At 68.9% G+C, this 25,019-nt stretch carries 20 protein-coding genes and 1 pseudogene; 10 read left to right on the plus strand and 11 right to left on the minus strand.

The window, feature by feature from the left end:
* Positions 1 to 65 precede the first annotated feature (65 nt).
* The 4 genes from purL to xerD form a co-directional block, all read right to left on the minus strand.
* Positions 66 to 3,974 carry a phosphoribosylformylglycinamidine synthase gene (purL, locus tag I4U41_RS05260; RefSeq protein WP_206860047.1) on the minus strand — a complete coding sequence of 1,303 codons (3,909 nt, stop codon included), beginning with the start codon at positions 3,972 to 3,974 and terminating at the stop codon, positions 66 to 68.
* 149 nt (positions 3,975 to 4,123) lie between these two features.
* Positions 4,124 to 4,966 (minus strand): DsbC family protein, encoded by an 843-nt coding sequence (locus tag I4U41_RS05265; protein WP_206860048.1) that lies wholly within the window; start codon positions 4,964 to 4,966, stop codon positions 4,124 to 4,126.
* Between the two features lie 282 nt (positions 4,967 to 5,248).
* Positions 5,249 to 5,524: a hypothetical protein gene (locus I4U41_RS05270; RefSeq protein WP_206860049.1), complete on the minus strand. Its 276-nt coding sequence runs from the start codon at positions 5,522 to 5,524 to the stop codon at positions 5,249 to 5,251.
* A 79-nt stretch (positions 5,525 to 5,603) separates the two neighbouring features.
* Positions 5,604 to 6,557: a site-specific tyrosine recombinase XerD gene (xerD, locus tag I4U41_RS05275; protein ID WP_206860050.1), complete on the minus strand. Its 954-nt coding sequence runs from the start codon at positions 6,555 to 6,557 to the stop codon at positions 5,604 to 5,606.
* 29 nt (positions 6,558 to 6,586) lie between these two features.
* Between xerD and I4U41_RS05280 the strand changes: the two genes are divergently transcribed.
* Entirely contained in the window at positions 6,587 to 7,057 is a 471-nt protein-coding gene (locus I4U41_RS05280; protein WP_206860051.1) for an RDD family protein, read from the plus strand.
* Positions 7,058 to 7,193: 136 nt separating this feature from the next.
* Here the strand turns inward: I4U41_RS05280 and lptG are convergent, their stop codons facing one another.
* Both lptG and lptF read right to left on the minus strand, forming a co-directional pair.
* Positions 7,194 to 8,363: an LPS export ABC transporter permease LptG gene (lptG, locus tag I4U41_RS05285; protein ID WP_425492488.1), complete on the minus strand. Its 1,170-nt coding sequence runs from the start codon at positions 8,361 to 8,363 to the stop codon at positions 7,194 to 7,196.
* Positions 8,291 to 9,397 carry an LPS export ABC transporter permease LptF gene (lptF, locus tag I4U41_RS05290; RefSeq protein WP_206860053.1) on the minus strand — a complete coding sequence of 369 codons (1,107 nt, stop codon included), beginning with the start codon at positions 9,395 to 9,397 and terminating at the stop codon, positions 8,291 to 8,293. The genes lptG and lptF overlap by 73 nt, the downstream gene beginning before the upstream one ends.
* Positions 9,398 to 9,723: 326 nt before the next feature.
* On the opposite strand from lptF, the gene I4U41_RS05295 reads away from it, so the two are divergent.
* The 3 genes from I4U41_RS05295 (at position 9,724) to I4U41_RS05305 (ending at position 14,628) form a co-directional block, all read left to right on the plus strand.
* The gene (locus I4U41_RS05295) at positions 9,724 to 11,202 is read left to right on the plus strand and encodes a leucyl aminopeptidase (protein ID WP_206860054.1); all 1,479 of its coding nucleotides are present in this window, start codon (positions 9,724 to 9,726) and stop codon (positions 11,200 to 11,202) included.
* Positions 11,203 to 11,316: 114 nt separating this feature from the next.
* Positions 11,317 to 11,739, plus strand: coding sequence for a DNA polymerase III subunit chi (locus I4U41_RS05300; RefSeq protein WP_206860055.1), 423 nt, complete (start codon positions 11,317 to 11,319; stop codon positions 11,737 to 11,739).
* Positions 11,740 to 11,847: 108 nt separating this feature from the next.
* Positions 11,848 to 14,628, plus strand: coding sequence for a valine--tRNA ligase (locus I4U41_RS05305; protein ID WP_206860056.1), 2,781 nt, complete (start codon positions 11,848 to 11,850; stop codon positions 14,626 to 14,628).
* Between the two features lie 73 nt (positions 14,629 to 14,701).
* On the opposite strand, the gene I4U41_RS05310 is transcribed toward I4U41_RS05305, so the two are convergent.
* Genes I4U41_RS05310 through pssA form a run of 4 tightly spaced genes read right to left on the minus strand, consistent with a single transcriptional unit; the run spans position 14,702 to position 16,924 of the window.
* The gene (locus I4U41_RS05310) at positions 14,702 to 15,190 is read right to left on the minus strand and encodes a hypothetical protein (protein ID WP_206860057.1); all 489 of its coding nucleotides are present in this window, start codon (positions 15,188 to 15,190) and stop codon (positions 14,702 to 14,704) included.
* A 41-nt stretch (positions 15,191 to 15,231) separates the two neighbouring features.
* Positions 15,232 to 15,726 (minus strand): ribosomal protein S18-alanine N-acetyltransferase, encoded by a 495-nt coding sequence (rimI, locus tag I4U41_RS05315; protein ID WP_206860058.1) that lies wholly within the window; start codon positions 15,724 to 15,726, stop codon positions 15,232 to 15,234.
* The gene (locus I4U41_RS18300; protein ID WP_242524990.1) at positions 15,723 to 16,151 is read right to left on the minus strand and encodes an alanine acetyltransferase; all 429 of its coding nucleotides are present in this window, start codon (positions 16,149 to 16,151) and stop codon (positions 15,723 to 15,725) included. Before I4U41_RS18300 ends, rimI begins: the two co-directional genes overlap by 4 nt.
* Positions 16,148 to 16,924 carry a CDP-diacylglycerol--serine O-phosphatidyltransferase gene (gene pssA, locus I4U41_RS05325; protein WP_206860417.1) on the minus strand — a complete coding sequence of 259 codons (777 nt, stop codon included), beginning with the start codon at positions 16,922 to 16,924 and terminating at the stop codon, positions 16,148 to 16,150. Before pssA ends, I4U41_RS18300 begins: the two co-directional genes overlap by 4 nt.
* 226 nt (positions 16,925 to 17,150) lie before the next feature.
* Between pssA and I4U41_RS05330 the strand changes: the two genes are divergently transcribed.
* From I4U41_RS05330 to I4U41_RS05340, 3 genes and pseudogenes are all read left to right on the plus strand, one after another.
* Complete coding sequence (locus tag I4U41_RS05330; RefSeq protein ID WP_206860059.1) at positions 17,151 to 17,561, plus strand: DUF4124 domain-containing protein; 411 nt, start codon at positions 17,151 to 17,153, stop codon at positions 17,559 to 17,561.
* Positions 17,562 to 17,684: 123 nt separating this feature from the next.
* Positions 17,685 to 19,397 (plus strand): proline--tRNA ligase, encoded by a 1,713-nt coding sequence (locus I4U41_RS05335; RefSeq protein WP_206860418.1) that lies wholly within the window; start codon positions 17,685 to 17,687, stop codon positions 19,395 to 19,397.
* A gap of 659 nt (positions 19,398 to 20,056) precedes the next feature.
* A pseudogene (locus I4U41_RS05340) lies at positions 20,057 to 20,422 on the plus strand (H-NS histone family protein); the annotation flags it as partial.
* A 246-nt stretch (positions 20,423 to 20,668) separates the two neighbouring features.
* Here the strand turns inward: I4U41_RS05340 and I4U41_RS05345 are convergent.
* On the minus strand, positions 20,669 to 21,919 hold the full coding sequence (locus I4U41_RS05345) for a threonine/serine exporter family protein (RefSeq protein ID WP_206860061.1): 1,251 nt from the start codon (positions 21,917 to 21,919) through the stop codon (positions 20,669 to 20,671).
* Positions 21,920 to 21,934: 15 nt separating this feature from the next.
* Here I4U41_RS05345 and I4U41_RS05350 point away from each other — a divergent pair, with 15 nt between their 5' ends.
* Genes I4U41_RS05350 through I4U41_RS05360 form a run of 3 tightly spaced genes read left to right on the plus strand, consistent with a single transcriptional unit; the run spans position 21,935 to position 24,952 of the window.
* A complete protein-coding gene (locus I4U41_RS05350) occupies positions 21,935 to 23,167 on the plus strand; it encodes an ABC transporter permease (protein ID WP_425492489.1) in 1,233 nt (410 codons plus the stop codon).
* Positions 23,168 to 23,199: 32 nt separating this feature from the next.
* On the plus strand, positions 23,200 to 24,006 hold the full coding sequence (locus I4U41_RS05355; protein ID WP_206860419.1) for an ABC transporter ATP-binding protein: 807 nt from the start codon (positions 23,200 to 23,202) through the stop codon (positions 24,004 to 24,006).
* Positions 24,007 to 24,010: 4 nt separating this feature from the next.
* Positions 24,011 to 24,952, plus strand: a complete 942-nt coding sequence (locus I4U41_RS05360; protein WP_206860063.1) for an MlaD family protein — start codon at positions 24,011 to 24,013, stop codon at positions 24,950 to 24,952.
* Positions 24,953 to 25,019: the final 67 nt, after the last annotated feature.

The raw sequence follows: 25,019 nt of genomic DNA on the forward strand, positions 1-25,019 counted from the left end.
GCGAAGAAAAATCGCTATGAGACGCAACGGGGCCACTCGCCCCGTCGCGCACTCTCAGCGACCGCTCACCCCACCCACACCCGCGCGTTGCGGAACAGGCGCATCCACGGCGAATCGTCGCCCCACTCCGCCGGCGCCCAGCTGAGGTTCGCCGTGCGCAACGTGCGCTCGGGGTGCGGCATGAGGATGGTCGCGCGGCCGTCGGCGCTGGTGAGTCCGGTGATACCGTCCGGCGAACCGTTCGGATTGAGCGGGTAACGCGTGGCCGCGTGGCCGTTGCCGTCCACGTAGCGCAGCGAGACGTGCGCGGCGCTCTGGTCGAGCGGGCTGTCGAACTCGGCGCGGCCTTCGCCATGGGCGACGGCGACCGGAATCCGCGAACCGGCCATGCCGCGCAGGAACAGCGACGGCGATTCGACGACTTCCAGCAGCCCCGTGCGCGCTTCGAACTGTTCGCTGCGGTTGCGCAGGAACTTCGGCCAGTGCCCGGCACCCGGGATGATCGGCTTGAGCTGCGAGAGCATCTGGCAGCCGTTGCACACGCCCAGCGAGAAGCTGTCCGGGCGCGCGAAGAACGCCGCGAACGCGTCGCGCAGCGCGCTGCGTTCCAGCACCGACGTCGCCCAGCCGCGGCCCGCGCCGAGCACGTCGCCGTAGCTGAAACCGCCGCACGCGGCGATGCCCTTGAAGTCGGCCAGGTCGAAGCGGCCGGCGATGAGGTCGCTCATGTGCACGTCGACCGCTTCGAAACCGGCGCGCGTGAAGCCCAACGCCATCTCGATCTGGCCATTGACGCCCTGCTCGCGCAGGATCGCGACCTTCGGCCGCACGCCGGTGTTGATGAACGGCGCGGCGATGTCGTCGGACGGATCGAACGTCAGCTTCGGCTTCAGGCCCGGCGCGTTGAAGTCGCGCGCGACGGTGCGTTCCTCGTCGGCACCTTCCGGGTTGTCGCGCAGCTTCTGGATCGCGTGGCTGGTGGACCACCACGCGTCGAAGAGCTCTTCCCAGCGCCATTCGACCAGCGTCCGGCCGTCATCGCGCACACGGATCGCCGGCGCGGTGGTCGGGCGGGCGATGCGCTGCGCGCAGTCGATGAGGCCGTGGCGCGCGACGAGGTCGGCGAATTCGGCGCGATCCTCGACCGACACCTGCACGATCGCGCCGAGTTCCTCGTTGAACAGCGTACGGAACGGATCGTCGCCCCAGCCGTCCAGCGTGATGTCCAAGCCCATGCGCGAGCAGAACGCCATTTCGCACAGCGCCGCGAACGCGCCGCCGTCGGAACGGTCGTGGTACGCGCGGACCAGGCCGGCTTCGCGTGCATCGCGGATGAGTTCGAAGAAATCGCGCAGGCGCTGCGGGTTGTCGAGATCCGGCACGCCGAGCGGGCCGGAGAACGCGGGCAGCGAACCCTGGCCGTCCGCGGCGTCGGGATGGCATTGCGCCAGCACCGAACCGCCCAGGCGCTGCTTGCCTGCGCCCAGGCCGATCAGCCACAGCTCCGATTCTTCCTCGCGCGCCAGCAGCGGCGTGAGCTGCGCGCGCACGTCGACGACCGGCGCGAACGCGCTGACGATCAGCGACACCGGCGACACCGACTTGTGCGCTTCGCCATCGGCATGCCACTGCGCCTGCATGGACAGCGAGTCCTTGCCGACGGGGATGCTGAGGTCGAGTTCCGGGCACAGTTCCAGGCCCACGGCCCTGACCGCGTCGAACAGCCGCGCGTCCTCGCCGTCGTGGCCGGCGGCGGCCATCCAGTTCGCCGAAAGCTTGATGCGGTCCAGCGATTCCACCGGCGCGGCGCACAGGTTGGTGATCGCCTCGCCGACGGCCATGCGCGCGGCGGCGGCGGCGTCGATCAGCGCCAGCGGCGTGCGCTCGCCGATCGCCATCGCCTCGCCGACGAAACCGTCGAAGCCCGCGAGCGTGATCGCGCAATCGGCCACCGGCACCTGCCAGGGGCCGATCATCTGGTCCCGCGCGGTCAGGCCGCCGACGCTGCGATCGCCGATGGTGATCAGGAAGTTCTTCGATGCGACCGACGGATGCGCCATCACGCGCAGCGCGGCATCGCGCAGTTCCAGGCCGTCCCAGCGCAGCGCGGGCCACGGCGCGGCGGGCGGGCGGCGCGTGTCGCGGTGCATCTTGGGCGGCTTGCCGAACAGCACGTCCATGGGCAGGTCGATCGGCCAGTCGCGGCCGGCTTCGCGTGCGGTTTCGCGCGTGGCGCCGTAACCGACGACCAGCCGCTCCTCCGCCGTCGCGAAACCGACGGCGGCGAACGGGCAGCGCTCGCGCTCGCAGATCGCGGCGAATTCCTCGACGCGGTCGGCCGGCACGCCGAGCACGTAACGCTCCTGCGATTCGTTGCACCACAGCTGCATCGGCGAGAGCGAGGGATCGTCGCTGGGCACCTTCGCCAGATCGATGATGCCGCCCAGACCGGAGTCGTGGAGCAGTTCGGGAATCGCGTTCGACAGACCACCCGCGCCGACGTCGTGCGCGGTCGCGATGGGATTGTCCTCGCCGCGCGCGACGCAGCGGTCGATGACTTCCTGGCAGCGGCGTTCCATTTCCGGGTTGTCGCGCTGCACGCTGGCGAAATCGAGTTCCTCGTGGCTTTCGCCCGAGGCCACCGAACTGGCCGCGCCGCCGCCCAGGCCGATGAGCATGGCCGGGCCGCCGAGCACGATCACCGCATCGCCGGGCTGCAGGCCGAGCTTCTTCACCTGCACGCGATCGATCGCGCCCAGGCCGCCGGCGAGCATGATCGGCTTGTCGTACGCACGTGCGTGCGCACCTTCATCCAGCTCGAAGCTGCGGAAATAGCCGGTGAGGTTCGGGCGGCCGAATTCGTTGTTGAACGCGGCGGCGCCGATCGGGCCTTCGATCATGATTTCCAGCGCGGACGCCATGCGCGGGTTGAGCGAACGCTCGCGCTCCCACGGCTGCGGCAGCGTGGGAATGCGCAGGTGCGACACGCTGAAACCGCACAGGCCCGCCTTCGGCCGGCCGCCACGGCCGGTCGCGCCTTCGTCGCGGATCTCGCCGCCGGCGCCGGTGGACGCGCCGGGGAACGGCGCGATCGCGGTGGGATGGTTGTGCGTTTCGACCTTGATCGCGAAGGCCGAATCGACCTGCGCTTCCTCGCGGTACGCATGCGTCTGCGGGTCGGGGCGGAAGCGACGGCTCGCGTAGCCTTCGACCACTGCCGCGTTGTCGCTGTACGCCGAGAGCGTGTACTCCGGCGTGGTCGCGTGCGTGTGCTTGATCATCTTGAACAGCGAGGTCGTCTGCTCGACGCCGTCGATGGTCCAGGATGCGTTGAAGATCTTGTGGCGGCAGTGCTCGGAATTGGCCTGCGCGAACATCATCAGCTCGACGTCCGACGGTACGCGACCCAGCGCGCCGTAGCGCTCGCGCAGGTAGGCGATCTCGTCGTCGGCCAGCGCCAGGCCCAGGCGGGTGTTCGCCAGTTCCAGGTCGGCCAGCGGGATGCGCTCGAGTTCGCCGCGCACCGGCACGGAGAACAGCGCGATGGCGTCTTCGTGCGCTTCCAGCAACGACTGCGTCATCGGGTCGTGCAGCACCTTCGCCAGCGCGCCCTGCGTCGGGGCGTCCGACGGCCAGCCGGCGAGGTCGTAACGCGTACCGCGTTCGACGCGCTTCACCGGGAGCTCTGCGCCGTGCAGAAGCTCGGTCGCCTTGCTCGCCCAGGGCGACAGCGTGCCCAGGCGCGGCGTGACGTAGCGCGATACCGCGCCGTCCGCGCGCGGTGCGGCATCGAAACCGGCCTGGAGGATGCGACGCAGCGCGTCCGCGTCGGGCGTCGCGCCGGCGTCCGGCTCGACCCAGTAGACGGGCCATGCGCCGAGAAGGCGGACGGACGGATGGAGGGCTTGCAGTCGGGCTTGGAGCCGTTCCAGTCGGAACGGCGACAGGGCGGAAGCGCCCTCGAGGACGATCATGTCCGGGGAACCGTGCAACGTCGGGCCCGCCATTGTACCCAAGCGCCCCGCGCCCCGCCGCCGAAACCGGCCGGATCGGGGTCCGAAAACGCCGACGCCGCCCCTCGGGCGGCGTCGGAACGTCGGGTCGGGCTTCCAGTTGCGGCTTGTCAGATGCCCGGCGTCGCGGACGCGGTGCGGGCCTGTTCGGCGGCGAGCTTGTCCAGCGTCTCGCGCAGGGCGGCCGGCGGGACGTAGCCGCCGACCTGGACGCCTTCGGCCGTCAGGATCATCGGCGTGCCGGTCAGGCCGACGCGCTGGCCGACGTCGTACTGCTGGTTGACGCTGCTCTTGCAGTCGGCCTTGGTCGGGCCGTGGTCGTTCTTGGCGTCGGTGAGCGCCTTGCGGCGGTCGGGCGCGCACCAGACGGCGACCATCTTGCGGTAGTCGTCGCTGCCCAGGCCCATGCGCGGGAAGGCGAGGTATTCGATGGCGATGCCTTCGCGGTTGTACTCGGCGATCTGGCTGTGCAGCTTGCGGCAGTAGCCGCATTCCACGTCGGTGAAGACGGTGACGGTGTACTTGGGCTTGGCCGGCGAGAAGACGATGCGCTCGCTGGCGGGGATGGTGGCGACCAGTTCCTTGCGCAGGCCCGCCATGGCGTCTTCGCTGAGATTCTTCTTCGCGGTCACGTCGAACAGCGCGCCGCCGGAGCCCGGCAGGAACAGGTAGCGGCCGTCGTCGCTGACGTAGACGACCTGGCCGGCGACGATGGCCTCGCGGAAGCCCGGCATCGCCGCCGGCGCGACGCGCTCGACTTCGACCTGCGGGTTCAGCGTGCGCACGGCCTCGATGGCGCGGGCCTCGGGCGTGCCGGCGGCCGGCTTGGGCGCGGCGATCGGCTTGGCGGCGGCGGTGGTCGCCGTCGAAACCGGGGCCTTGTTGTCGCCGGGCGCCTGGGCGCAGGCGGAAAGACTGATGGCGCCGAGCACGGCGAGGACGAGTCGTTTCATTCGCGATCCTGTCGGGCGGCCATGGGGCCGCGAGGGGGAATGGCCGATTGTGGCACGGGGCTGTGGCGGGGCGAGTGTCGTAGGTCCCGGTGTGGGGCGGGGGTTTGGGTGGGGGTTCATGGGGTGCGGGCGTCTGGGACGATCGCTTTCGGTGTCGGCGCAGGCTTGTCGCGGGGGCGGTGTTGGGGCGGGTTGCGGTTTGGGTTGTTGCCGTTGTAGATCAATCCGCATTCCTCAAAGATCGTTGCCCCGGGAGGCACGTCACCGCTGGAAGGAAGAACCTCACCCCAGCACCAGAGGCTCGTCATCCCGGCGAAGGCTGGGATCCAGGCCCGCAACGCTCGGGCACTCCCTTCCCGGTGAACCATTCCACCTCCATTCCAGCGGAAGCTGGAACCCATTTTTGCTTTTGCTTTTGCTGTTGCTGTTGCCGATCCCGCCCTTCGCCGGGATGACGAGCAAGAGCAAGGCAACTGCAAACGCAACTTGCAACTGCAAACGCAACCGCAAAAGCGCCGCTTCGAATCGCACTTCGCCGCCATCCATGGCGTCACGCAACCGGCTTCGGGTCGCCCTGCCCGGCCTTCCGTGGTCGGGCGTTCGCGACCGCGCGCCAGTGGCGCGCAAGCGCGGTCGCTCACCCCCTGGGATGATGCTTGGCGTGGAGCTGCTTGAGCTGCTCCCGCGCCACCAGCGTGTAGATCTGCGTCGTCGAGAGGGAGCTGTGCCCCAGCAGCATCTGCAGCGCGCGAAGGTCGGCGCCGCGGTTGAGCAGGTGCGTCGCGAAACTGTGGCGCAGGCCATGCGGGCTGATGCGGTCCGGGTCGATGCCGGCAGCGGCGGCGTATTTCTTCACCAGTTGCCAGAACTGCTGGCGCGTCGGCGCCTCGCCGTTCGCGGAGAGAAACAACGGCGCGAGCGAACGCTTGCCGGCAAGCTGCGGACGTGACTGCGCGAGGTATTTCTCCAGCCAGTGCTGCGCCTCCTCACCCAGCGGCACCAGCCGTTCCTTGCTGCCCTTGCCCATCACGCGCAACGCGCCCTGGCGCAGGTTCACCGCGGTCGCGGGCAGGTTCACCAGTTCGCTCACGCGCAGGCCGGCGGCGTACATCAACTCGAGCATCGCGCGATCGCGCAGGCCCAGCGGCGTGGCGATGTCGGGCGCGGCGAGCAGCGCATCGATCTGGCTTTCCGCCAGCGCTTTCGGCAACGAACGCGGCAGCTTCGGCGGATCGAGCAGCGCCGTCGGATCTGCCGCGCGCGCACCGCGCCGCACGAGCCAGCCGTAGAACGCGCGCAACGCCGAGAGCAGGCGCGCGTTGCTGCGCGGCGAATAGCCCTGCTGCGAACGCCACGCCAGGTAGTCGAACAAGGCGGCGCGATCGGCGTCGGCAAGGCCGCCCCTGCGACCCGAGCGGTAGCGCGCGAGCAGTTCCAGATCGCGGCGATAGCTGTCGAGCGTGGGCTGCGCGAGGCCGTTCTCGGCCCAGATGGCATCGAGGAAACGGCCGATCAGCGCGGCATCGTCGTCGGGCAGCGGCGGCAGCGCCATGGCGATGGAACGGCGTTGCGCGGGCGTACGTGCGGTCATCGCCGCAGCTTAGCGGCTATCCTGATGCGATGGCATCGACTCCCGCATCGCCCCGTCCTTCCGCGCTCATCGGCTGGCGCATGCTCGCGCTCGTCTACGACATGTGGCCGGTGATCGCGATGTGGATGGTCGCCTCGCTGTTGTTCACCGTCGGCTTCACGCTCAGCGGCCATGCGAGTCGCGAGAACATCGCGCCGTTCAGCGCCCTGCAGTGGCTGCTGTGGCTGGTGTGCTGGCTGATCACCGCCGGCTACGCACTGTTGAGCTGGCGGCGCGGCGGGCAGACGCTGGGGATGCGGCCGTGGCGGTTGAAGGTCGTCGCCGCCGACGCTGTCTCGGCGCCGGAACTGCGTGCGCTCACGATCCGGTTCGTGGTCGCAACGTTTTCGCTGGCGCTGGCGGGGCTGGGGTTCTGGTGGGCGTGGGTCGATCGCGAACGGCTGACCTGGCACGACCGTGCGAGCGGCACGCGGATGGTGCGGTTGCCCAAGCGGACGTAGGTGATGCGGTTGTAGCCCGGGTAAGCGAAGCGCACCCGGGAAGGAGATGCGGCTGCGATCCCGGGTGCGCTTCGCTTACCCGGGCTACAGACGCTGACGCGGCATGACGTGCAGGTGTGCGCACGCCCGCAGGTTTTCATCCCGATCGTCGCTTGAACAGGAAGTACGACACCCCGAGCATGACGAACGTCGGCAGCAGATAGGCGAGCCGGAAGTCGAACTTCACCACCTTCGCCAGCCCCACCGCCTGTGTCTGCAGCTGCCAGAAGATGAGCGCGAACACGATGCCGATGAACAACCGCTTGCCCATGCCGCCGCTGCGCAGCGTGCCGAACGCGAACGGAACCGCGGCCAGGCACAGCGCCAGCACGTTGAGCGGATAGAACCAGCGGCCCCAGTAGTGTTCCTGGAACTCCGAGGCGTCCAGGTCGTTGCGCTGGCGATACTCGATGGCGGCGCGAAGGGCCATCGCCGAGAGATAGCGCGGGCGCTCGGTTCCGGACGAGAGCGCGGCGGCGTCGAGCTGCGATTCCCAGCGCTCCTCGGGCACCTTCACCTGGCGCACCGAACGCTCCTCGAAATAGTTGCGCGTCACGTCGCGCAGCACCCAGCCGCCGGGGCGGTGCTGGGCGACGCGCGCGTTGGCCAGCGAGCGCAGGTGGCCGTCGGGGGCGAACTCGAACAGCTTCACGTCGTTCAGTTCGAGGAAGCGTTCGCCATCGCGCTCGCGCTCCTGCCCGCCGGCGGCGTGGAGGATCGTCTCGCCCTCGCGCGCCCAGAGTCCGGTGTACTGCGCCACCACGGTGTTGCCGGACTTGGCCGAGGACTTCAGCGCATCGGCGCGCTGCTGCGCCCACGGCGCCACGCTCTCGCCGTTGAACACCATCAGCGCGGTCAGCAGCGCGAGCGCGCCCGCCACCGCCAGGCCGAGCCGGCGACGCGACAGGCCCAGGGCGCGCAGCGCGGTGAGTTCGGACGTGGCGGCGAGCTGGCCCAGCGCCATCAGCGAACCGATCACCGCGGCATAGGGGAACAGGTAATACAGCCGTCGCGGAATGCTGAGCGCCATGTAGACGAACGCCTCCGACAGGCCGTACTTGCCCTTGCCGATGTCGCCGAACTCGCTCACCAGGCCGAGCATCACGTCCAGGCCGGCCAGCACCGCCCAGGTCAGCGCGACCGTGCCGAGCACGACGCGACCGACGTATAGGTCGTGGATCTTCGGGAACGGCTTCATGCGGCCGCTCCGTTCGCGGCGGGTGCGCTCTTGCGGCGGCCCACGCGGCCGTCGGTGAAGTACAGCCACAGCGCGATCGCCATGATGGGCACGACCAGCCACCATAGGCCCAGGCCGGTGGCGATCTTGCCGTCCTCCAGCCAGCCGCGGCCGGCGGTCATCAGGTTCTGGCCGATCAGGTAGGCGAGGAAGCCGACCAGGATCCGCCCGTAGCGCGCCTGCCGCGGCATGCTGCGCGCCAGCGGCACCGCCATCAGCGCGAAGGCCAGCGCGAGCAGCGGCGGCGCGATGCGGTAATGCAGCTGCGCGCGCGCCTCGCGGCTGCCGTCGGCGAGCAGCATGAGCGTGGGCTGCATTTCCGGCGCATCCGGGTCGTAGCGTTCGTCGTTCGCGGGCAGCAGGATCTCGTTGCGCGCGTAGCGCAGCAGGCGGAAATCCTTCGCCCCCGTGGCCTGGCCTTCGATCTGGAAGCCGTGGTTCAACGTGAGATAGCGGTGGCCGGCTTCATCGACGGTGAGCTTGCCGTCGTTGGCGGTGATCACGTCGAGGCGGCCCTCGCCGTTGTCGCGATAGACGAAGATTTTTTCCAGGCCGCTGCCGTCCTTGGACATGTTCGACACGTAGATGACCCCGCCGTCGCCGGGAATGCCGGTGAAGGCGCCCGGTTCCAGCCCGGCCATCACCAGGCTGCGGTTGGCGTCGTTGATCATCTGCTTGGAGATGCGATCGGCCCACGGCCCCAGCCACAGCGAACACGCGGCGACCACGCCCACCAGCGGCCCGACCACCATCAGCAGCGGCCGGAGCATGCGTCGCGGGCCGACGCCGATCGAGGCGATCACCGGCATTTCCGAATCGCGGTACAGCCGGCCCACGGCCATCATGAGGCCGAGCATCAGCGCCAGCGGCAGGATCAGCGGCAGCCACTTCAGCAGCACCAGCCCGAGCTGCGCCATCATCAATCCGGCCGGAACGCGGCCCCGGGCGATGTCCTGCAGCACATCGGTGAACGCGCCACCGACGGTGACGATCAGCAGGACGATCAGCGTGGCAAGGATCGCCTGCGCGAATTCGCTGATGAGGTAGCGGTCCAGCTTGGGCATCGGGTCGGTCGGGCCTGGGCGTTTCGGGGGAAGGACGGGCCAGTGTGGTGCAACGGACGCATGCAGCGCGTGGGCATCCGCCGTGGGCCGCCCTGCGCCCGAGCCTCCGCCTTTGCCGCCGCGACCGTCGCCGCCGGGCCCCACCGTTCCGCGGGCCGGGTGTGTGCGGCCTGCTAGAATCGGAGGTTCGTCCGAGGGCGTGAGGCGGCTGCGCGATGCGCGGCCCGGGATCGAATCCCCCTCACCGCCCAATTGTACGGAACTGTCGTACTCCGTACGGAACTACCGTACGGAGCTGCCTCTCAATCTGCCCGGGAATCTGTTGGATGGCCCTCGAATTCGACCTGAACCGCGACGCGCCCGCCGCCGCCCACACCGATTGCATCGTGGTCGGCGCCTTTGCCGACAACAGCCTGACGCCCGCGGCGAAAGCCCTCGATGAGGCCAGCAACGGCCGCATCCGCGCCCTGCTCGAGCGCGGCGACGCCAGCGGCAAGACCGGCAAGACCGCGCTGCTGCACGACCTGCCGGGCGTGACCGCGCCGCGAGTGCTGGTGATCGGCCTGGGCGAAGCCGGCAAGTTCGGCGTGCCGCAGTACCTCAAGGCCGTGGGCGACGCCGCCCGCGCGCTGAAGAGCGGCCCGGTGTCGACGGCGCTGTTCACGCTGTCCGAACTCGACGTCGCCGGCCGCGACAAGGCCTGGAACATCCGCCAGGCCGTGATCGCCGCCGACCACGCCTGCTATCGCTACACCGCCACGCTGGGCACCTCGCGCAAGAAGGACGAGCCGGGCCTGCGCACGTTCTCCGTGCTGGGCGACGACGCGCTCGCGCTGGCGCAGGGCCAGGCGATCGCCGCCGGCGTGCAGTTCTCGCGGGAGCTGGGCAACCTGCCGCCGAACATCTGCAACCCCGCGTACCTGGCGCAGCAGGCACAGGAATTCGCCGGCCGCTTCCCGACCACCTCGTGCGACGTGCTCGACGTGGCGCAGATGCAGGAACTGGGCATGGGCTCGCTGCTGGCCGTGGGCCGCGGCTCGGCCAATCCGCCCAAGCTGATCGTCCTGAAGTACAGCAATGGCGGCGACGCCAAGCCGTACGTGCTCGTCGGCAAGGGCATCACCTTCGATACCGGCGGCATCAACCTCAAGACGCAGGGCGGCATCGAGGAAATGAAGTACGACATGTGCGGTGGCGCCACCGTCATGGGCACCTTCGTCGCCGCGGTGGGCATGCAGCTGCCGATCAACCTCGTCGTGGTCGTGCCGGCCGTGGAAAACATGCCCGACGCCGATGCGTACCGCCCGTCCGACGTACTCACCAGCATGTCCGGCAAGACGATCGAAGTGGGCAACACCGACGCCGAAGGCCGCCTGATCCTGTGCGACGCGCTGACCTATGCGCAGCGCTTCGAACCGCAGGCGCTGGTCGACGTGGCCACGCTCACCGGCGCATGCATGATCGCGCTGGGCAAGTTCGCCTCCGGCCTGATGAGCAAGCACGACGACCTGGCGAACGAACTGCTCGACGCCGGCGAGAACGTGTTCGACCGCGCGTGGCGCCTGCCGCTGTGGGACGAATACCAGACGCTGCTGGAATCCAGCTTCGCCGACGTCTACAACATCGGCGGCCGCTGGGCCGGCGCGATCACCGCCGGCTGCTTCCTCGCCCGCTTCGCCGAAGGCCAGCGCTGGGCGCACCTGGACATCGCCGGCTCGGCGTCGGACGAGGGCAAGCGCGGCATGGCGACCGGCCGCCCGGTCGGCCTGCTGAGCCAGTGGCTGCTGGATCGGGCCGGGAATTGAGAACCGGGAATTGGGAATCGTGAAACACGCGCACGACGCAGATGGACTCGCTTCGAGTCATGAGGCCTGTCGCTCCTACGATTCCCCATTCCCCACTGCCGATTCCCGATCCTGATGGCACGCGCCGATTTCTACCTGATCCAGAAGGAGCGTTTCCGCGAGGAACCGCTCCTGCTGGTCTGCGAGCTGGCCCGCAAGGCGCACGACGCGAACCTGTGGACGCTGGTGCTCGCGCGCGACGCCGAACAGGCCGAGCGACTGGACGAGCTGCTGTGGGAATTCGACGAGGACGCCTACATCCCGCACCAGTTGGCCGGCGACGACGAGGACGAACTCGCGCCCGTGCTGATCGCCACGCCCGACACCGACACGCCCATGCGCGCGCTGGTGATCAACCTGCGCGACGAACCGGTCAACGGCAGCTTCGACCGCGTGCTGGAAGTGGTACCCGCCGACGACAGCGCGCGCGGCCCGCTGCGCGAACGCTGGAAGCAGTACCAGTCGCGCGGGCTGGAACTGAAGAAGTACGACATGTGAGGAGCGGTGATGGGTGATTCGTGAATGGTGATTCGTTGAAGCCAAGCACGTACGCCGCCCCCTCCCGCTCTTTCGAATCACGAATCACCAATCACGAATCACGGCATCATGTCCTCCCTCGCCTCCTCCTACGACCCCAAGCAGTTCGAAACCCGCCTCTACCAGGAGTGGGAAGCCAGCGGCGTATTCCAGCCGCGCGGCGAAGGCGAGCCGTATTCGATCCTGCTGCCGCCGCCGAACGTCACCGGCACGCTGCACATGGGCCACGCGTTCCAGCACACGCTGATGGACGCGCTGATCCGCTACCACCGCATGCGCGGCTACGACACGCTGTGGCAGATGGGCACCGACCACGCGGGCATCGCGACGGAAATGGTCGTCTCGCGCAACCTCGCCGCCGAAGGCGCGGGCGAGACGCGCGACTCGCTGGGTCGCGACGGCTTCATCGCCAAGGTCTGGGAGTGGAAGCAGCAGTCCGGCGACACCATCGAGAAGCAGATGCGGCGCATCGGCGCGTCGGGCGACTGGTCGCGCAGCGTGTTCACGATGGACCCGATGGCCGCCGAGGCGGTGATCGAGGCGTTCGTTCGCCTGTACGAGGACGGCCTGATCTACCGCGGCCAGCGCCTGGTCAACTGGGATCCGGTACTGAAGACCGCGATCTCCGACCTTGAAGTCGTCAACGAGGAGGAAGACGGCTTCCTGTGGTCGATCAGCTATCCGCTGACCGACGGCAGCGGCGAACTCACCGTCGCCACGACGCGCCCGGAAACCATGCTCGGCGACGTCGCCGTGATGGTGCATCCGCAGGACGAGCGCTACACGCACCTCATCGGCAGGACCGTCACGCTGCCGCTCACCGGCCGCGAAATCCCGGTCATCGCCGACGATTACGTCGATCGCGAATTCGGCACCGGCGTGGTGAAGGTCACGCCGGCGCACGACTTCAACGACTACGCGGTCGGCCAACGCCACAACCTCGAACTGATCAACATCTTCACCCCCACCGCGGCGGTGAACGAGAACGCGCCGGAGAAATACCGCGGCCTGGACCGCTACGAGGCGCGCAAGGTCGTGCTCGCCGACCTGGAAGCCGCAGGCCGCCTCGTCGAGACCAAGCCGCACAAGCTGCAGGTGCCGCGCGGCGATCGCACCGGCCAGGTGATCGAGCCGTACCTCACCGACCAGTGGTTCGTGAAGATGGACGGACTGGCCGCGCGCGGGCTCGAACTGGTCGAGAAGGGCGACGTGAAGTTCGTCCCGGCGAACTGGATCAACACCTACCGCCACTGGATGGAAAACATCCAGGACTGGTGCATCAGCCGCCAGCTGTGGTGGGGCCACCGCATCCCGGCCTGGTACGACGACGACGGGAGGATCTACGTCGGCCGCACCGAGGAGGAAGTGCGCGCAAAGCGGGGCCTCGGCTCGAACGTGACGCTTTCGCAGGACAGCGACGTGCTGGAGACGTGGTTCTCCTCGCAGCTGTGGCCGTTCTCGACGATGGGCTGGCCGGACGAGCAGGCCATGGCCGAGCGCGGCTTCGATCGCTACGTGCCGTCGAGCGTGCTGGTCACCGGCTTCGACATCATCTTCTTCTGGGTCGCGCGCATGATCATGGCGACCGACCAGTTCACCGGCCGCGTGCCGTTCCGCGACGTCTATGTCACCGGCCTGATCCGCGATTCGCACGGCCAGAAGATGTCCAAGTCCAAGGGCAACGTGCTCGATCCGCTGGACCTGATCGACGGCATCTCGCTCGACGATCTCGTCGCCAAGCGCACCGGCGGCCTCATGCAGCCGAAGATGGCCGAGAAGATCGAGAAGGCGACGCGCAAGGAATTCCCGGACGGCATCCCCGCCTTCGGCGCCGACGCGCTGCGCTTCACCATCGCAGCACTGGCCACGCACGGCCGCGACATCAAGTTCGACCTCGGCCGCGCCGAGGGCTACAAGAATTTCTGCAACAAGCTGTGGAACGCCACGCGCTTCGTGCTGATGAACACCGAAGGCGCGAACTTCATCGGCGTCCCGGACCCGAAGACCGATGCCGAGCGCTGGATCCTCTCGCGCCTGGCGAAGGTCGCCGCCGAGGCCGAGCAGCATTTCGCCGGCTACCGCTTCGACCTGCTGTCGCAGGCGCTGTACGAATTCGCGTGGAACGAGTTCTGCGACTGGTTCGTCGAGCTGGCCAAGCCCGCGCTGCAGGGCGAGGACGCCCTCGCCGCCAACAGCACGCGCCACACGCTGCTGTTCGTGCTCGAACGCCTGCTGTCGCTGCTGCACCCGCTGATCCCGTTCGTGACCGAGGAGCTGTGGCAGCAGGTCGCGCCGAAGCTCGGCGTCGGCGAAAAGACGATCATGCTGCGCCCGTACCCGCAGGCATCGGACTTCGCTGGGCAGGACTACGCCGCGGCCGAAGGCGATGTCGAATGGCTCAAGGCGATGGTCACCTCGCTGCGCAAGATCCGCAGCGAGCTCAACGTCGCGCCGTCGAAGACCGTGCCGTTGCTGCTCGCCGATGCGGGCGCAAGCGATCGCGAACGCGCGGCGCGTTTCGACTCGCAGTTGCGCTTCCTGACGCGCCTTGAGTCCATCGCGATCCTCGACGACGCGAACGCCGCGCCGGCCGCCGCCACCGCGCTGGTCGGCGAACTGAAACTGCTGGTGCCGCTGGAAGGGCTGGTCGACCTTGGCGCGGAGCGCACGCGCCTGGACAAGGAACTCAAGCGCGTCGATGGCGAGATCGCCAAGTGCCACAACAAGCTGGCGAGCGAAACCTTCGTCGCCAACGCCCCGCCGGCGGTGGTCGAACAGGAGCGCAAGCGCCTGGCCGACTGGAACCTGCAGCGCGACGCGCTGGCGGTGCAGCGCGCGAAGCTGGGCTGACGCGTCCGCTTCACTCGTCATCCCGGCGGAAACCGGGATGACGAGGCGGGTGTTTCCGAAGCGTCGCGCCGCCTCACTCCGCCGCGTCATCTCCCTCGAACGCGGTACGCGAATTCACGTTCTGCGGCTTGATGCCGCGCGATCGCGCTTCCAGTTCCGCGACATCGACCGGCTTCAACACGCACTCCGCCGCCGATGCCGCCGGCAGATGGATCGCCGCGCCGCTCAGCTTCACGTAGACGGGTTTCCGGGTGCGCTTGCCGTTGCGGGTGAAGTACACGCCCTGATGATTGCGCAGCACGACCGCGTTGGCGCCCTTGTCCGCCGCGGCGCCGGCGAGTTTGCGCAGTGCGCGCGAGTAATCGACGGTGGGCACGTTGTCGTCCTGCGTGATCTCGCTGACGCGCTCGCCCGCCGTGACGACGACGGCGCCGAGCTTCTCGTGATCGCATCCCGGCGATTCCCACACCACCGGGACCACCGGTTCGGCCGCGTGCAGCGGCGTGAGTCCGAACAGCATCGCGATCACCATCGCCATCGCCAACGCCCTGCCCTTCCCCATTGCCGCCTCCCGCACCCAAGGTGAGGGGCATCCTCGCGCGATCAGTCTTCCGGCGGCAACAGCTCGATGGCCATCACCAGGGCGTCCTCGCGGCCGTCCCGCGCCGGGTAGTAGCGCGGACGGCGGCCGATCTCGTTGAAGCCTTCGGAGTGGTAGAGCGCGATCGCCCCCGCGTTGGAGGGGCGCACCTCGAGGAACACCCGCTCGGCATTGCGCCCGCGCGCGACGCGGACCAGCGCGCGCAGCAACTGGCGGCCGAGCCCGCGCCCCTGGAAGGCCGGATCGATGCAGATGTTGAGCACGTGCGCCTCGTCGGCGGCGATGCTCATCAGGAAATAGCCGATGATGCGGCTTTCGTGCTGCATCACCCACGCGGGGTAATCGGCGCGCAGGCAGTCGCGGAAGATCCCGACCGTCCACGGGAATTCGTAGGCGCGGATCTCCACCGCGTGCACGGCGTCGAGATCGTCCTCGCGCATCGGACGCAGCGCGCCGGGCAGCGGGCGTTGGCCGGCGTCGGAGGCGAGCGCATTCATCCGCGCGATGTCCTGCGCAGTGCGCGCAGCCGCGGCCACAGCGCGCGCTTGGCGGCGGCGTTGCCGCGCAGCGCGGCGAGGTCGCCGGCGAGGTCGCGCACGCGTGCTTCGTCGGCACCGCCGCTGGCGCGCATCAGCGCCTGCATCAGGCGGTCGCCGCCTGCCGCGCGTGCCGGGGCCGGCCTCGCGGGCGCGGGTCGCGCCGGGCGCTCCTCGCGTGCGAGCAACGCCGCCGCTTCGCGCATCGCGGCGCCCGCACCGGAGGAGCCGGCTGGGGCTTCGCGTCCACGCTCGTCAGGGCCGCGTTCGTCGGGCGACTCCGGCTGCCGCTCGGCGACCAGCGCCTCCGCCGGCGCGATGGACCACACCGTGTGGCCCATGGCCTCCAGCCATTCGCGCTGCTCGGCGGTCCACGGCTCGGTCATGACGCGATCTCGCTCCCCGGTGCGCGACGCACGCGGCGGAACGCGGCGTACACCGGTCCGGACAAGGCGTACAGCGCGCCGATCGCCAACAGCACGCGCGGCGGATCGATGGCGATGCCGACCAGCACCGCCAGCACCACGATGATGGCGAGGAACGGCACGCGGTCGCTCTTCGGACCGCCGCCCTTGAAGCTGAAATAGCGCATCCGGCTGACCATCAGCAGGCCCGCCGCCACGGTGACGCCCAGCGCGAGGTAGCGCAGCTGCTCGCCGGTGAAGCCCAGGTCGTCGCAGGTCCACACGAAGCTGGCGACCAGCCCCGCCGCGGCGGGACTCGCCAGGCCGATGAACCAGCGCTTGTCCACTTGGCCCACCTGCGAATTGAAGCGCGCCAGCCGCAGCGCCGCGCAGGCCGCGTAGACGAACGCGGCGACCCAGCCGATCTTGCCGGGGATCGCGCCGTCCAGCCGCATCTCCTGCAGCGCCCAGTGGTACATGACCAGCGCCGGCGCCAGGCCGAAGCTGACCAGGTCCGCCAGCGAGTCGTACTGCACGCCGAATTCGCTCTGCGTGTTGGTCAGGCGCGCGACGCGGCCGTCGAGGCCATCGAGGATGCCGGCGACGAACACCGCGATGCAGGCGTCGTCGAAGCGGCCCTGCGTGGCGGCGATGATCGCGTAGAAGCCGGCGAACAGGCCGCCGGTGGTGAACAGGTTGGGCAGCAGGTAGATCCCGCGGCCACGCGGGCGTGGGGGCTGTTGCGTGTCGTCCATGTGGGGGGCAGTCGGCATGACGGATCGGGGAAGCGGCGGACCGCGACAGGAAAGTGTAAGTCCATCGGCGCGCGACCCGGCATCCCCGGGACGGTCGCCGCGTCGCGCGGGCAACGAGACCCAGGCCACATAAGTGGACGATAGCGGCTCCCGGCGCTTGCCTGCGGCCGGTCGCGGTGCTGCAATCGCGGCCATTCCCCCGCCCGACCGCGCCCCGGAGCCCTGCATGTCCAGCCCGATCCGCCTGCTGCCCGGCCTCCTGGCCGGCCTGAGCCTGCTCATCGCGACCCCGGCCTTCGCCGCGAAGGTCTACCAGTGGAAGGACGAGAAGGGCGTTACCCACTATTCCGACGCGCCGCCGCCGGACCAGTACATCAAGGGCCGCAACCTGACCGACAAGGGCGGCACGGCGGAGGCCGCGCAGCCGGCCAAGCCCGTCGTCAACGCCAACTGCTCCAATGCGCGCAGCAACCTGGCCGTGCTCAAGGACGGCGGCGAGGTAGGCATCGACGAGGACAAGGACGGCAAGCCCGACCGCAGCCTCAACGAGACCGAGCGCGCCAACCGCACTGCGCTGGCCGAAGCTCAGATCAAGACCTACTGCGAGAGCCCGGCGGTCGCCAGCAGCAACACCTGAGCCGCACCGCAGGCGCGTCCACCGAAGCCGGCCCCGCGCCGGCTTCGTCGTTCCGGGCGTCCGGCGGGGCCGGGAACGCATGGCAGAATGGCCGCCTCCCTTACGTTCGAAAGCCCCACGCCGATGCGCCTGTCGCAGTTCCACCTCCACACCAGCAAGGAAACCCCCGCCGAGGCCGAGGTCGTCAGCCACAAGCTGATGCTCAAGGCCGGCATGATCCGCAAGCTCGCCGCCGGCCTGTACACCTGGTCGCCGCTGGGCCTGCGCGTGCTGCGCAAGGTCGAACGCGCCGTGCGCGAGGAAATGAACGCCGCCGGCGCGATCGAGGTGCTGATGCCGGCCGCGCAGCCGAAGGAACTGTGGGAAGAAACCGGCCGCTGGGAGAAGTTCGGCGGCCAGCTGCTGAAGATGCAGGATCGCAAGGAAGCCTGGTACTGCTACGGCCCCACGCACGAGGAAGTCATCACCGACTTCGCGCGCAACGAGCTGTCCAGCTACAAGCAGCTGCCGGTCAACTTCTACCAGATCCAGACCAAGTTCCGCGACGAGATCCGCCCGCGCTTCGGCGTGATGCGCGCGCGCGAGTTCCTGATGAAGGACGCCTACTCCTTCCACGTCACCGACGAGGACCTCGATCGCGAATACCGCAACATGTACGAGACCTACGGGCGCATCTTCACGCGCCTGGGGCTGAAGTTCCGCGCGGTGTCCGCCGACAGCGGCGCGATCGGCGGCGCGGTGTCGCATGAGTTCCAGGTGCTCGCCGATTCGGGCGAGGACGCGATCTTCTTCTCCGACGGTTCGGACTACGCGGCGAACGTCGAGCTGGCCGAAGCGATCTCGCCCGGCCCGCGCCCTGTCGCAAGCGAAACGATGCGCCGGATCGACACGCCGCACCAGAAGACCTGCGAGGACGTCGCCGCGCTGATGGGCATCACGCTCGATCGCACGGTGAAGTCGGTCGCGGTCATGGGCGCGGACGCCGAAGGCAATCCGCAGTTCGTGCTCGCGCTGGTGCGCGGCGACCACGTCGTGAACGAGGTGAAGCTCGCCAAGCTTCCCGGCCTGGGCGAATACCGCCTGGCGACGGAAGCGGAAATCGCCGGACACCTCGGCAGCGAGCCGGGCTTCCTCGGCCCGGTGAACCCGGAAAAGAAGATCCGCATCGTGGCCGACCGCAGCGTCGCGGCGCTGGCCGACTTCGTCGTCGGTGCCAACGAAAAGGGCTTCCACCTCGCCGGCGTGAACTGGGGCCGCGACCTGCCCGAGCCCGATGAAGTCGCCGACATCCGCAACGTCGTCGAAGGCGATCCCTCGCCCGACGGCCGCGGCACGCTGCAGATCGCGCGCGGCATCGAGGTCGGCCACGTGTTCCAGCTCGGCCGCAAGTACACCGAGGCGATGAAGCTCACCGTGCTCGACGCGAACGGCAAGGCCGCCACGCCGTCGATGGGCTGCTACGGCATCGGCGTGTCGCGCATCGTCGCCGCCGCGATCGAACAGAACCACGACGACAACGGCATCGCCTGGCCCGAGCCCATGGCGCCGTGGCGGGCGGTGGTGTGCGTGATCAATCCGAAGAACGACGCGACCGTCGCGCAAGCCGCCGAAGCGTTGTACCGCGACCTCAACGCCGCCGGCATCGAAACCGCGCTGGACGATCGCGGCCTGCGCCCGGGCGCGATGTTCGCCGACATGGAACTGATCGGCATCCCGCACCGCGTGGTCGTCTCCGAACGCGGCCTGGCCGCCGGCACCTTCGAGTACCGCCACCGCCAGGCGAGCGAGGCGGAAAACCTGGATCGCGCGGGCGTGTTCGCGAAGTTCGGGAAGTAGACGCGCATACCGCGTCTTCGAAGCCCTGTCCCGGATCCGGGACAGGGTGACCCGCTGCCCCGGGGTCGCGTTCCTACGCCTGCTTTCGACCCAGGGATGGACCTCTGCTGCGGCAGTTTTGAATCAAGGACCGGAGCGCATGACGAGCCAGTCTGTTCTCCTGATAGTCGCCGGTTGCGCAGGCTGATTCTGGTTCTCGCTCAGTCCCGGATCGTGGCTTGGCTTTTCGCTGTCGAGCGGCGACTGGGGATGGCTGCTTCGTGAGCGCGACAGCGAAAAAAATACGCAACGATCGGAACTTCGCCTCGCGGGCCGTCGCTCGCTCGTGAGCCACTGCACGCTTCTCGCCGTCGGGCTCGCTGCTGGCGTGAACAGCGGCAACTGCGACGTTTCGGAAGCCCTGGCCGTAATGACGGTCGTAAGCGGAGGCTTGTTCGCCGGCTTCCTGCTCCTGCTCTGGTCGACCCGGCCCGGGGGCTGGTACGGGCACCGATGATGGAATGGTCAAACGCTTCTGGCCGAACCCAATACCGCGGCGAAACAGCCGGTCCCCGGCCGCGCTTCGTTTACGACGCCTGCCGCCGGCGATTATCATCGGGAAAATGCGCGGTAAATGGCCGCGATTATTCCCCGATAATCCCGTCCGCCCGGAGGCTCCAATGTCGATCAATCTCGATGCGCTGTCCGCGAAGGAACTCGACGCGCTGATCAGCCAGGCGAAGAAGCGCAAGACCACGCTGAGCAAGCGCAAGCCGATCGCCGTGGTGCGCAAGAAGCTGACCCAGCTCGCCAAGGCCGAGGGTTACAGCATCGCCGAGCTGTTCGGCGGCTCGTCGGCCCCGGCGTCCGCCGCACGCGCCGCGAAGGCGCCCGCCCGAAAGGTGTCGAAGAACGCCGGGAAGCCGGTCGCGCCGAAGTATCGCAACCCGGCGAACCCGTCGGAAACCTGGGCCGGGCGCGGCAAGCAGCCGCGCTGGCTGGCGGCGCAGACGAGCGCGGGGAAGAAGCTCGAGGATTTCCTGATCAGGTGATCTAGGGATCGCCTGTCGCCTGTACGACCAGAGCGCCGGCCATGTGCCGGCGTTTCTGTTTTCAGGGGCACTGCGAGATGTCGTGGAATTACGGAGCCTGCGGACAGACAGCCATCAGCCTGGATCCCGGTCTTCGCCGGGATGACGGGAAAAGAGGTCCGGACGTTCGCTCTCCCGACTCCCGACTCCCGACTCCCGACTCCCGACTCCCGACTCCCGATTCCCGATTCCCCCAAGGCTTCAAAGATTCCGCCGGGCCGGCAACAACAGGTTGCCGAACAAAAGACCCGCGATCAGCGCCAGCAGGATGTTCAGTACCGCCAGGATGGCGGCCTGGCCGGCGTCGATGTCCTGTTGCTGGATCAGCGTGAGCAGGCCGCGCAGGCTCACGCTGCCGGGCACCAGCATGATGATGCCGGGCACGCGCAGGATCGCGCCGGGACGGTTCCACCAGCGCGCGTACGCATTGCCGGCGGCGGTCAGCACGAGCGCGGCGAGGAAGATGCCCGCCGGGCTGCCGAACGCCTGCCCGCCGAAGCGCGACACGAGGTAGCCGCCGGCCGCCGCCGCCATCACCTTCGGATAGTCGCGCCACTGCGCGCGGAACAGCACCGCGAAGGCGAACGCCGCCAGCGTCAGCGCGCCCCACTCCACCCATTCCGGTTGCGGTCGCGAGGCGCGCACCTGCGCGTCCAGGCCGGCGACCTTCGCCAGGTACAGCGCGATGATCGTGCCGATGGCGAGCTTGAGCACCGTCGTCACCGCACCGGCGAAACGCGCCGTGCCGGACACCAGGTGCTGGCTGGTCAGCTCGTTCATCGCGTTGGTCAGCGCCATTCCGGGCAGCAGCACGATCAGCGAGGCGATGATCACCGTGTTCTGGTTGAGCGGCGCGACGAACGAGGCCACCAGCAGCGTCACCAGTGCCGCGAACATCGCGGTCACCGCTTCCAGTGCTTCCTTGAAGCGCGGGTGCGATTCGGACCACTGCACCAGCAGGCCGATCATCAGCCCGTTGACGCCCGCCACGCCGATGTCGAGCCACGGCAGCCGCAGCACGCCGGCGATGCCGAGCGCGGCCAGCCCGTAGGCCAGCACCTGCATCGCGCGGAAGCGGAACGTCGACGGCGTGTCCAGGGCGCTCATCTGCGCGTGCGCGTCGACCAGGCCGAGCTTGCCGGCGAGCACCTCCTCGGCGATGCGGTCGGTTTCGGCCAGCCGGTGCAGGTCGGTCTCGCCGGGTGGGAGGCGGATGACGCGCGTGGTGTCGCTCTCGCCCGGCGCGCGTTGCGGGTCGGCGAAGGTGAGGATCAGTCCCGTCGGATTCGACCACGGCTCGCATTCCAGGCGCAGGCGGTGCGCGACGGCGCTGATCGAGCCCTCCAGGCGCTGCGCCGTGGTGCCGTAGGCGTGCAGGCGCTCGGCCAGCTCGATCACGAAGTTGATGCGTGCGGCGTAAGTGGCGGCGCTGAGGGGAGGCGGATTCGACATGCGCGGAAGCATCGCATGCGGCCGTGCCGCGTGGCAGCGGGGCGGATGCGCATGGACACCTTCGCGCCGCGTTCGCGGCGGGCGCGATACGCAGGCTGCTATCCTCGCGCCATTGCCTTGGCCCGCCCGATGACGGAATCCACCGCGCACCCGCCGCAGATCGACGCCGACGGCCCCTCGCCGTCGCGACTGCGGCTGTCCGGGTCCTGGACGCTCGACTACGCCGGGCAGATCGGCACCGCGCTGGGCGGCGCGCCCGGTGGCGTCGAGGCGATCGACGCCACCGGCGTGGAGCGGCTGGATTCGGTCGGCGTGTTGCAACTGCTGCGCTTCGCGCGGCGCAGCAACCTCGATTTCGACGTCTTCACCTTCCACGACTCGCACCGCGCGCTGGTCAGCGCGATCGAGGACGTCGCCGACGACCGCCCGCGTCGCAAGCGCGAATACGGCGTCAGCGCGGCGCTGGCCCGCCTGGGCCGCGCGGTGCACAACAACTGGCACGAGGCGCTGGCGCTGGTGGGCTTCCTCGGCGAGACGCAGCTGAAGCTGCTGCGCATGTTCAAGGAGCCGGCCCGCTTCCGTCCCACGGCGACCGTGCACCACATGGAACAGGTCGGCCTCGACGCCGTGCCGCTGGTCGCGCTGCTGTGCTTCCTGGTCGGCGCGGTGGTCGCGTTCCTCGGCGCGAACATCCTGCGCGATTTCGGCGCGGTGATCTTCGTGGTCGAGCTGGTGAGCATCTCGTTCCTGCGCGAATTCGCGGTGCTGCTCACCGCGATCGTGCTCGCCGGCCGCACCGCCAGCGCGTTCACCGCGCAGATCGGCGCGATGGTCAGCCGCGAGGAAGTCGACGCGATCCGCACGCTGGGCATGGACCCGATCGACCTGCTGGTGATCCCGCGCATGCTGGCGCTGCTGGTGATGCTGCCGCTGCTGACCTTCATCGCGATGGTCTTCGGCCTGCTCGGCGGTCTTACCGTCGGCGCCTACAGTCTCGACATCCCGCCGGAACAGTACCTCGCGCGCATGCACGAGACGATGGAGCTGCGGCATTTCCTCGTTGGCCTGGCGAAGGCGCCGGTATTCGCGCTGCTGATCAGCCTGATCGGCTGCCTGGAAGGCCTGCAGGTGGAAGGCACCGCGCAGTCGGTGGGCGAGCGCACAACCTCCAGCGTGGTGCAGTCGATCTCGATGGTGATCGTGCTCGACGCGTTCTTCGCGATCTGGTTCATGGAGATGGGCGTGTGAGCGCGACGTCGGCTTCCCCGTCGAACGGTGCGGTGCATCCGCTCTGCCCGACCCGCGAAAGCGGCCGGCCGATCGTGCGCGTGCGCGGGCTGGTGAACCGCTTCGGCGAACAGGTCGTGCACGACGGGCTGGACCTGGAGGTGCGGCCGGGCGAAATCATCGGCATCGTCGGCGGATCCGGCACGGGCAAATCGGTGCTGATGCGGGCGATCCTCGGCCTGCGCCCGCCGCAGGCGGGCGAGATCGAGGTGCTCGGGCTGGACGCGCTCACCGACGACGCCGCGCAGCGACGCGCGATCGAGCGCAACACCGGCGTGCTGTTCCAGGACGGCGCGCTGTTCTCCTCGCTCACCGTCGGCGAGAACGTGCAGGTGCCGCTGAAGGAATACCACGCCGACCTGCCCGATTCGCTGCGTTACGAACTGGCGCTGCTGAAGGTGAAGCTCGCCGGCCTGCCGGCCGATGCGCTGAACAAGCTGCCGTCGCAACTGTCGGGCGGCATGCGCAAGCGCGCGGGCCTGGCGCGGGCACTCGCACTGGATCCGCCGCTGCTGTTCCTCGACGAGCCAACGGCGGGACTGGATCCGATCGGCGCGGCGGCGTTCGACCGCCTGATCCGCACGCTGCAGCAGGCGCTGGGGCTGACGGTGTTCCTGATCACGCACGACCTGGACACGCTGTACGCGATCTGCGACCGCGTCGCCGTGCTCGCCGACCGCAAGGTCGTGGTGTGCGCGCCGATACAGGAAGTGGAACGATTCGATCATCCGTGGGTGCAGGAGTATTTCCACGGTCCGCGTGCGCGCGCCGCACGCACCACCCTCGAGGCCGCGAGCTGACGTCATGGAAACCCGGGCCAACTATGTCCTGATCGGCGCCTTCACCATCCTGGTGACGCTGGCGCTGCTGCTGTTCGCGCTGTGGGCGGCGAAGTATTCCTCCGAAAAGGAATGGCGCACCTACGCGGTGCTGTTCAACGAACCGGTGACCGGCCTGAGCGAAGGCAGCTCGGTGCAGTACAACGGCATCTCCATCGGCACCGTGCAGAACCTGAGCCTGGCGCCGGACGATCCGCGTCGCGTGATCGCGATCCTGCGCCTCCAGGCCAACGCGCCGGTCAAGACCGACACGCGCGCGAAGCTGTCGATCCAGGGCATCACCGGCAGCCCCTTCATCCAGCTCACCGGCGGCAGTCCGGGCAGCCCGATGCTGGCCGACACCGACCGCCGCGAAGTGCCGGTGATCCAGACCGAAGCCTCCGCGCTGCAGAACATCGCCGACACCGCGAACCGGCTGGTGTCGCGACTGGACCAGGTGCTGAGCGACCAGAACGTGCAGCGCGTGTCGAACACGCTGGCGAACATCGAATCGATGACCGGCTCCATCGCCGAGCAGCGCGAGGACCTGCGCGCGCTCATCGTCAACGCGCGCAAGTCCAGCGAGCAGCTCTCCGCCACGCTCGACAACACCAACCGCGCGGTGCAGAGCGTGGACCGCGAACTGGTCGCCAAGCTGCCGGGCCTGATCGCAAAGCTCGACAGCACGCTCACGCGCCTGGATTCGGCCGCCGCCAATGCCAACGGCGTGCTCACCGACAACCGCGCGGCGATCAACAGCTTCGCCAACGAAGGCCTGGCGCAGCTCGGCCCGACGCTGGCCGAACTGCGCACGCTGGTGCGCGACCTGCGCCGCATCAGCGATCGCCTCGACGGCAACCCGACGCGGTACCTGCTCGGTCGCGACGGCCCCAAACAGTTCGACCCTTCCGAGTTCGAACCCGAATGACCACGCGCGCCGACATGACGACGACCGCTCCGACCTTCACCCGCACCGCCCGCCTCGCGCTGGCCAC

It is taken from the genome of Lysobacter changpingensis (assembly GCF_017308985.1).
GTDB classification, from domain to species: domain Bacteria; phylum Pseudomonadota; class Gammaproteobacteria; order Xanthomonadales; family Xanthomonadaceae; genus Lysobacter_J; species Lysobacter_J changpingensis.

Coding starts and splice junctions, on each gene's coding strand:
- I4U41_RS05350 (WP_425492489.1), top strand. CDS start 21,935: ATGCGGCCGTGCCGCGTGGCAGCGGGGCGGATGCGCATGGACACCTTC.
- I4U41_RS05295 (WP_206860054.1), top strand. CDS start 9,724: ATGGCCCTCGAATTCGACCTGAACCGCGACGCGCCCGCCGCCGCCCAC.
- I4U41_RS05360 (WP_206860063.1), top strand. CDS start 24,011: ATGGAAACCCGGGCCAACTATGTCCTGATCGGCGCCTTCACCATCCTG.
- I4U41_RS05265 (WP_206860048.1), bottom strand. CDS start 4,966: ATGAAACGACTCGTCCTCGCCGTGCTCGGCGCCATCAGTCTTTCCGCC.
- I4U41_RS05345 (WP_206860061.1), bottom strand. CDS start 21,919: ATGTCGAATCCGCCTCCCCTCAGCGCCGCCACTTACGCCGCACGCATC.
- I4U41_RS05305 (WP_206860056.1), top strand. CDS start 11,848: ATGTCCTCCCTCGCCTCCTCCTACGACCCCAAGCAGTTCGAAACCCGC.
- I4U41_RS05310 (WP_206860057.1), bottom strand. CDS start 15,190: ATGGGGAAGGGCAGGGCGTTGGCGATGGCGATGGTGATCGCGATGCTG.
- purL (WP_206860047.1), bottom strand. CDS start 3,974: ATGATCGTCCTCGAGGGCGCTTCCGCCCTGTCGCCGTTCCGACTGGAA.
- I4U41_RS05335 (WP_206860418.1), top strand. CDS start 17,685: ATGCGCCTGTCGCAGTTCCACCTCCACACCAGCAAGGAAACCCCCGCC.
- I4U41_RS05300 (WP_206860055.1), top strand. CDS start 11,317: ATGGCACGCGCCGATTTCTACCTGATCCAGAAGGAGCGTTTCCGCGAG.
- xerD (WP_206860050.1), bottom strand. CDS start 6,557: ATGACCGCACGTACGCCCGCGCAACGCCGTTCCATCGCCATGGCGCTG.
- I4U41_RS18300 (WP_242524990.1), bottom strand. CDS start 16,151: ATGACCGAGCCGTGGACCGCCGAGCAGCGCGAATGGCTGGAGGCCATG.
- I4U41_RS05330 (WP_206860059.1), top strand. CDS start 17,151: ATGTCCAGCCCGATCCGCCTGCTGCCCGGCCTCCTGGCCGGCCTGAGC.
- pssA (WP_206860417.1), bottom strand. CDS start 16,924: ATGGACGACACGCAACAGCCCCCACGCCCGCGTGGCCGCGGGATCTAC.
- I4U41_RS05280 (WP_206860051.1), top strand. CDS start 6,587: ATGGCATCGACTCCCGCATCGCCCCGTCCTTCCGCGCTCATCGGCTGG.
- lptF (WP_206860053.1), bottom strand. CDS start 9,397: ATGCCCAAGCTGGACCGCTACCTCATCAGCGAATTCGCGCAGGCGATC.
- rimI (WP_206860058.1), bottom strand. CDS start 15,726: ATGAATGCGCTCGCCTCCGACGCCGGCCAACGCCCGCTGCCCGGCGCG.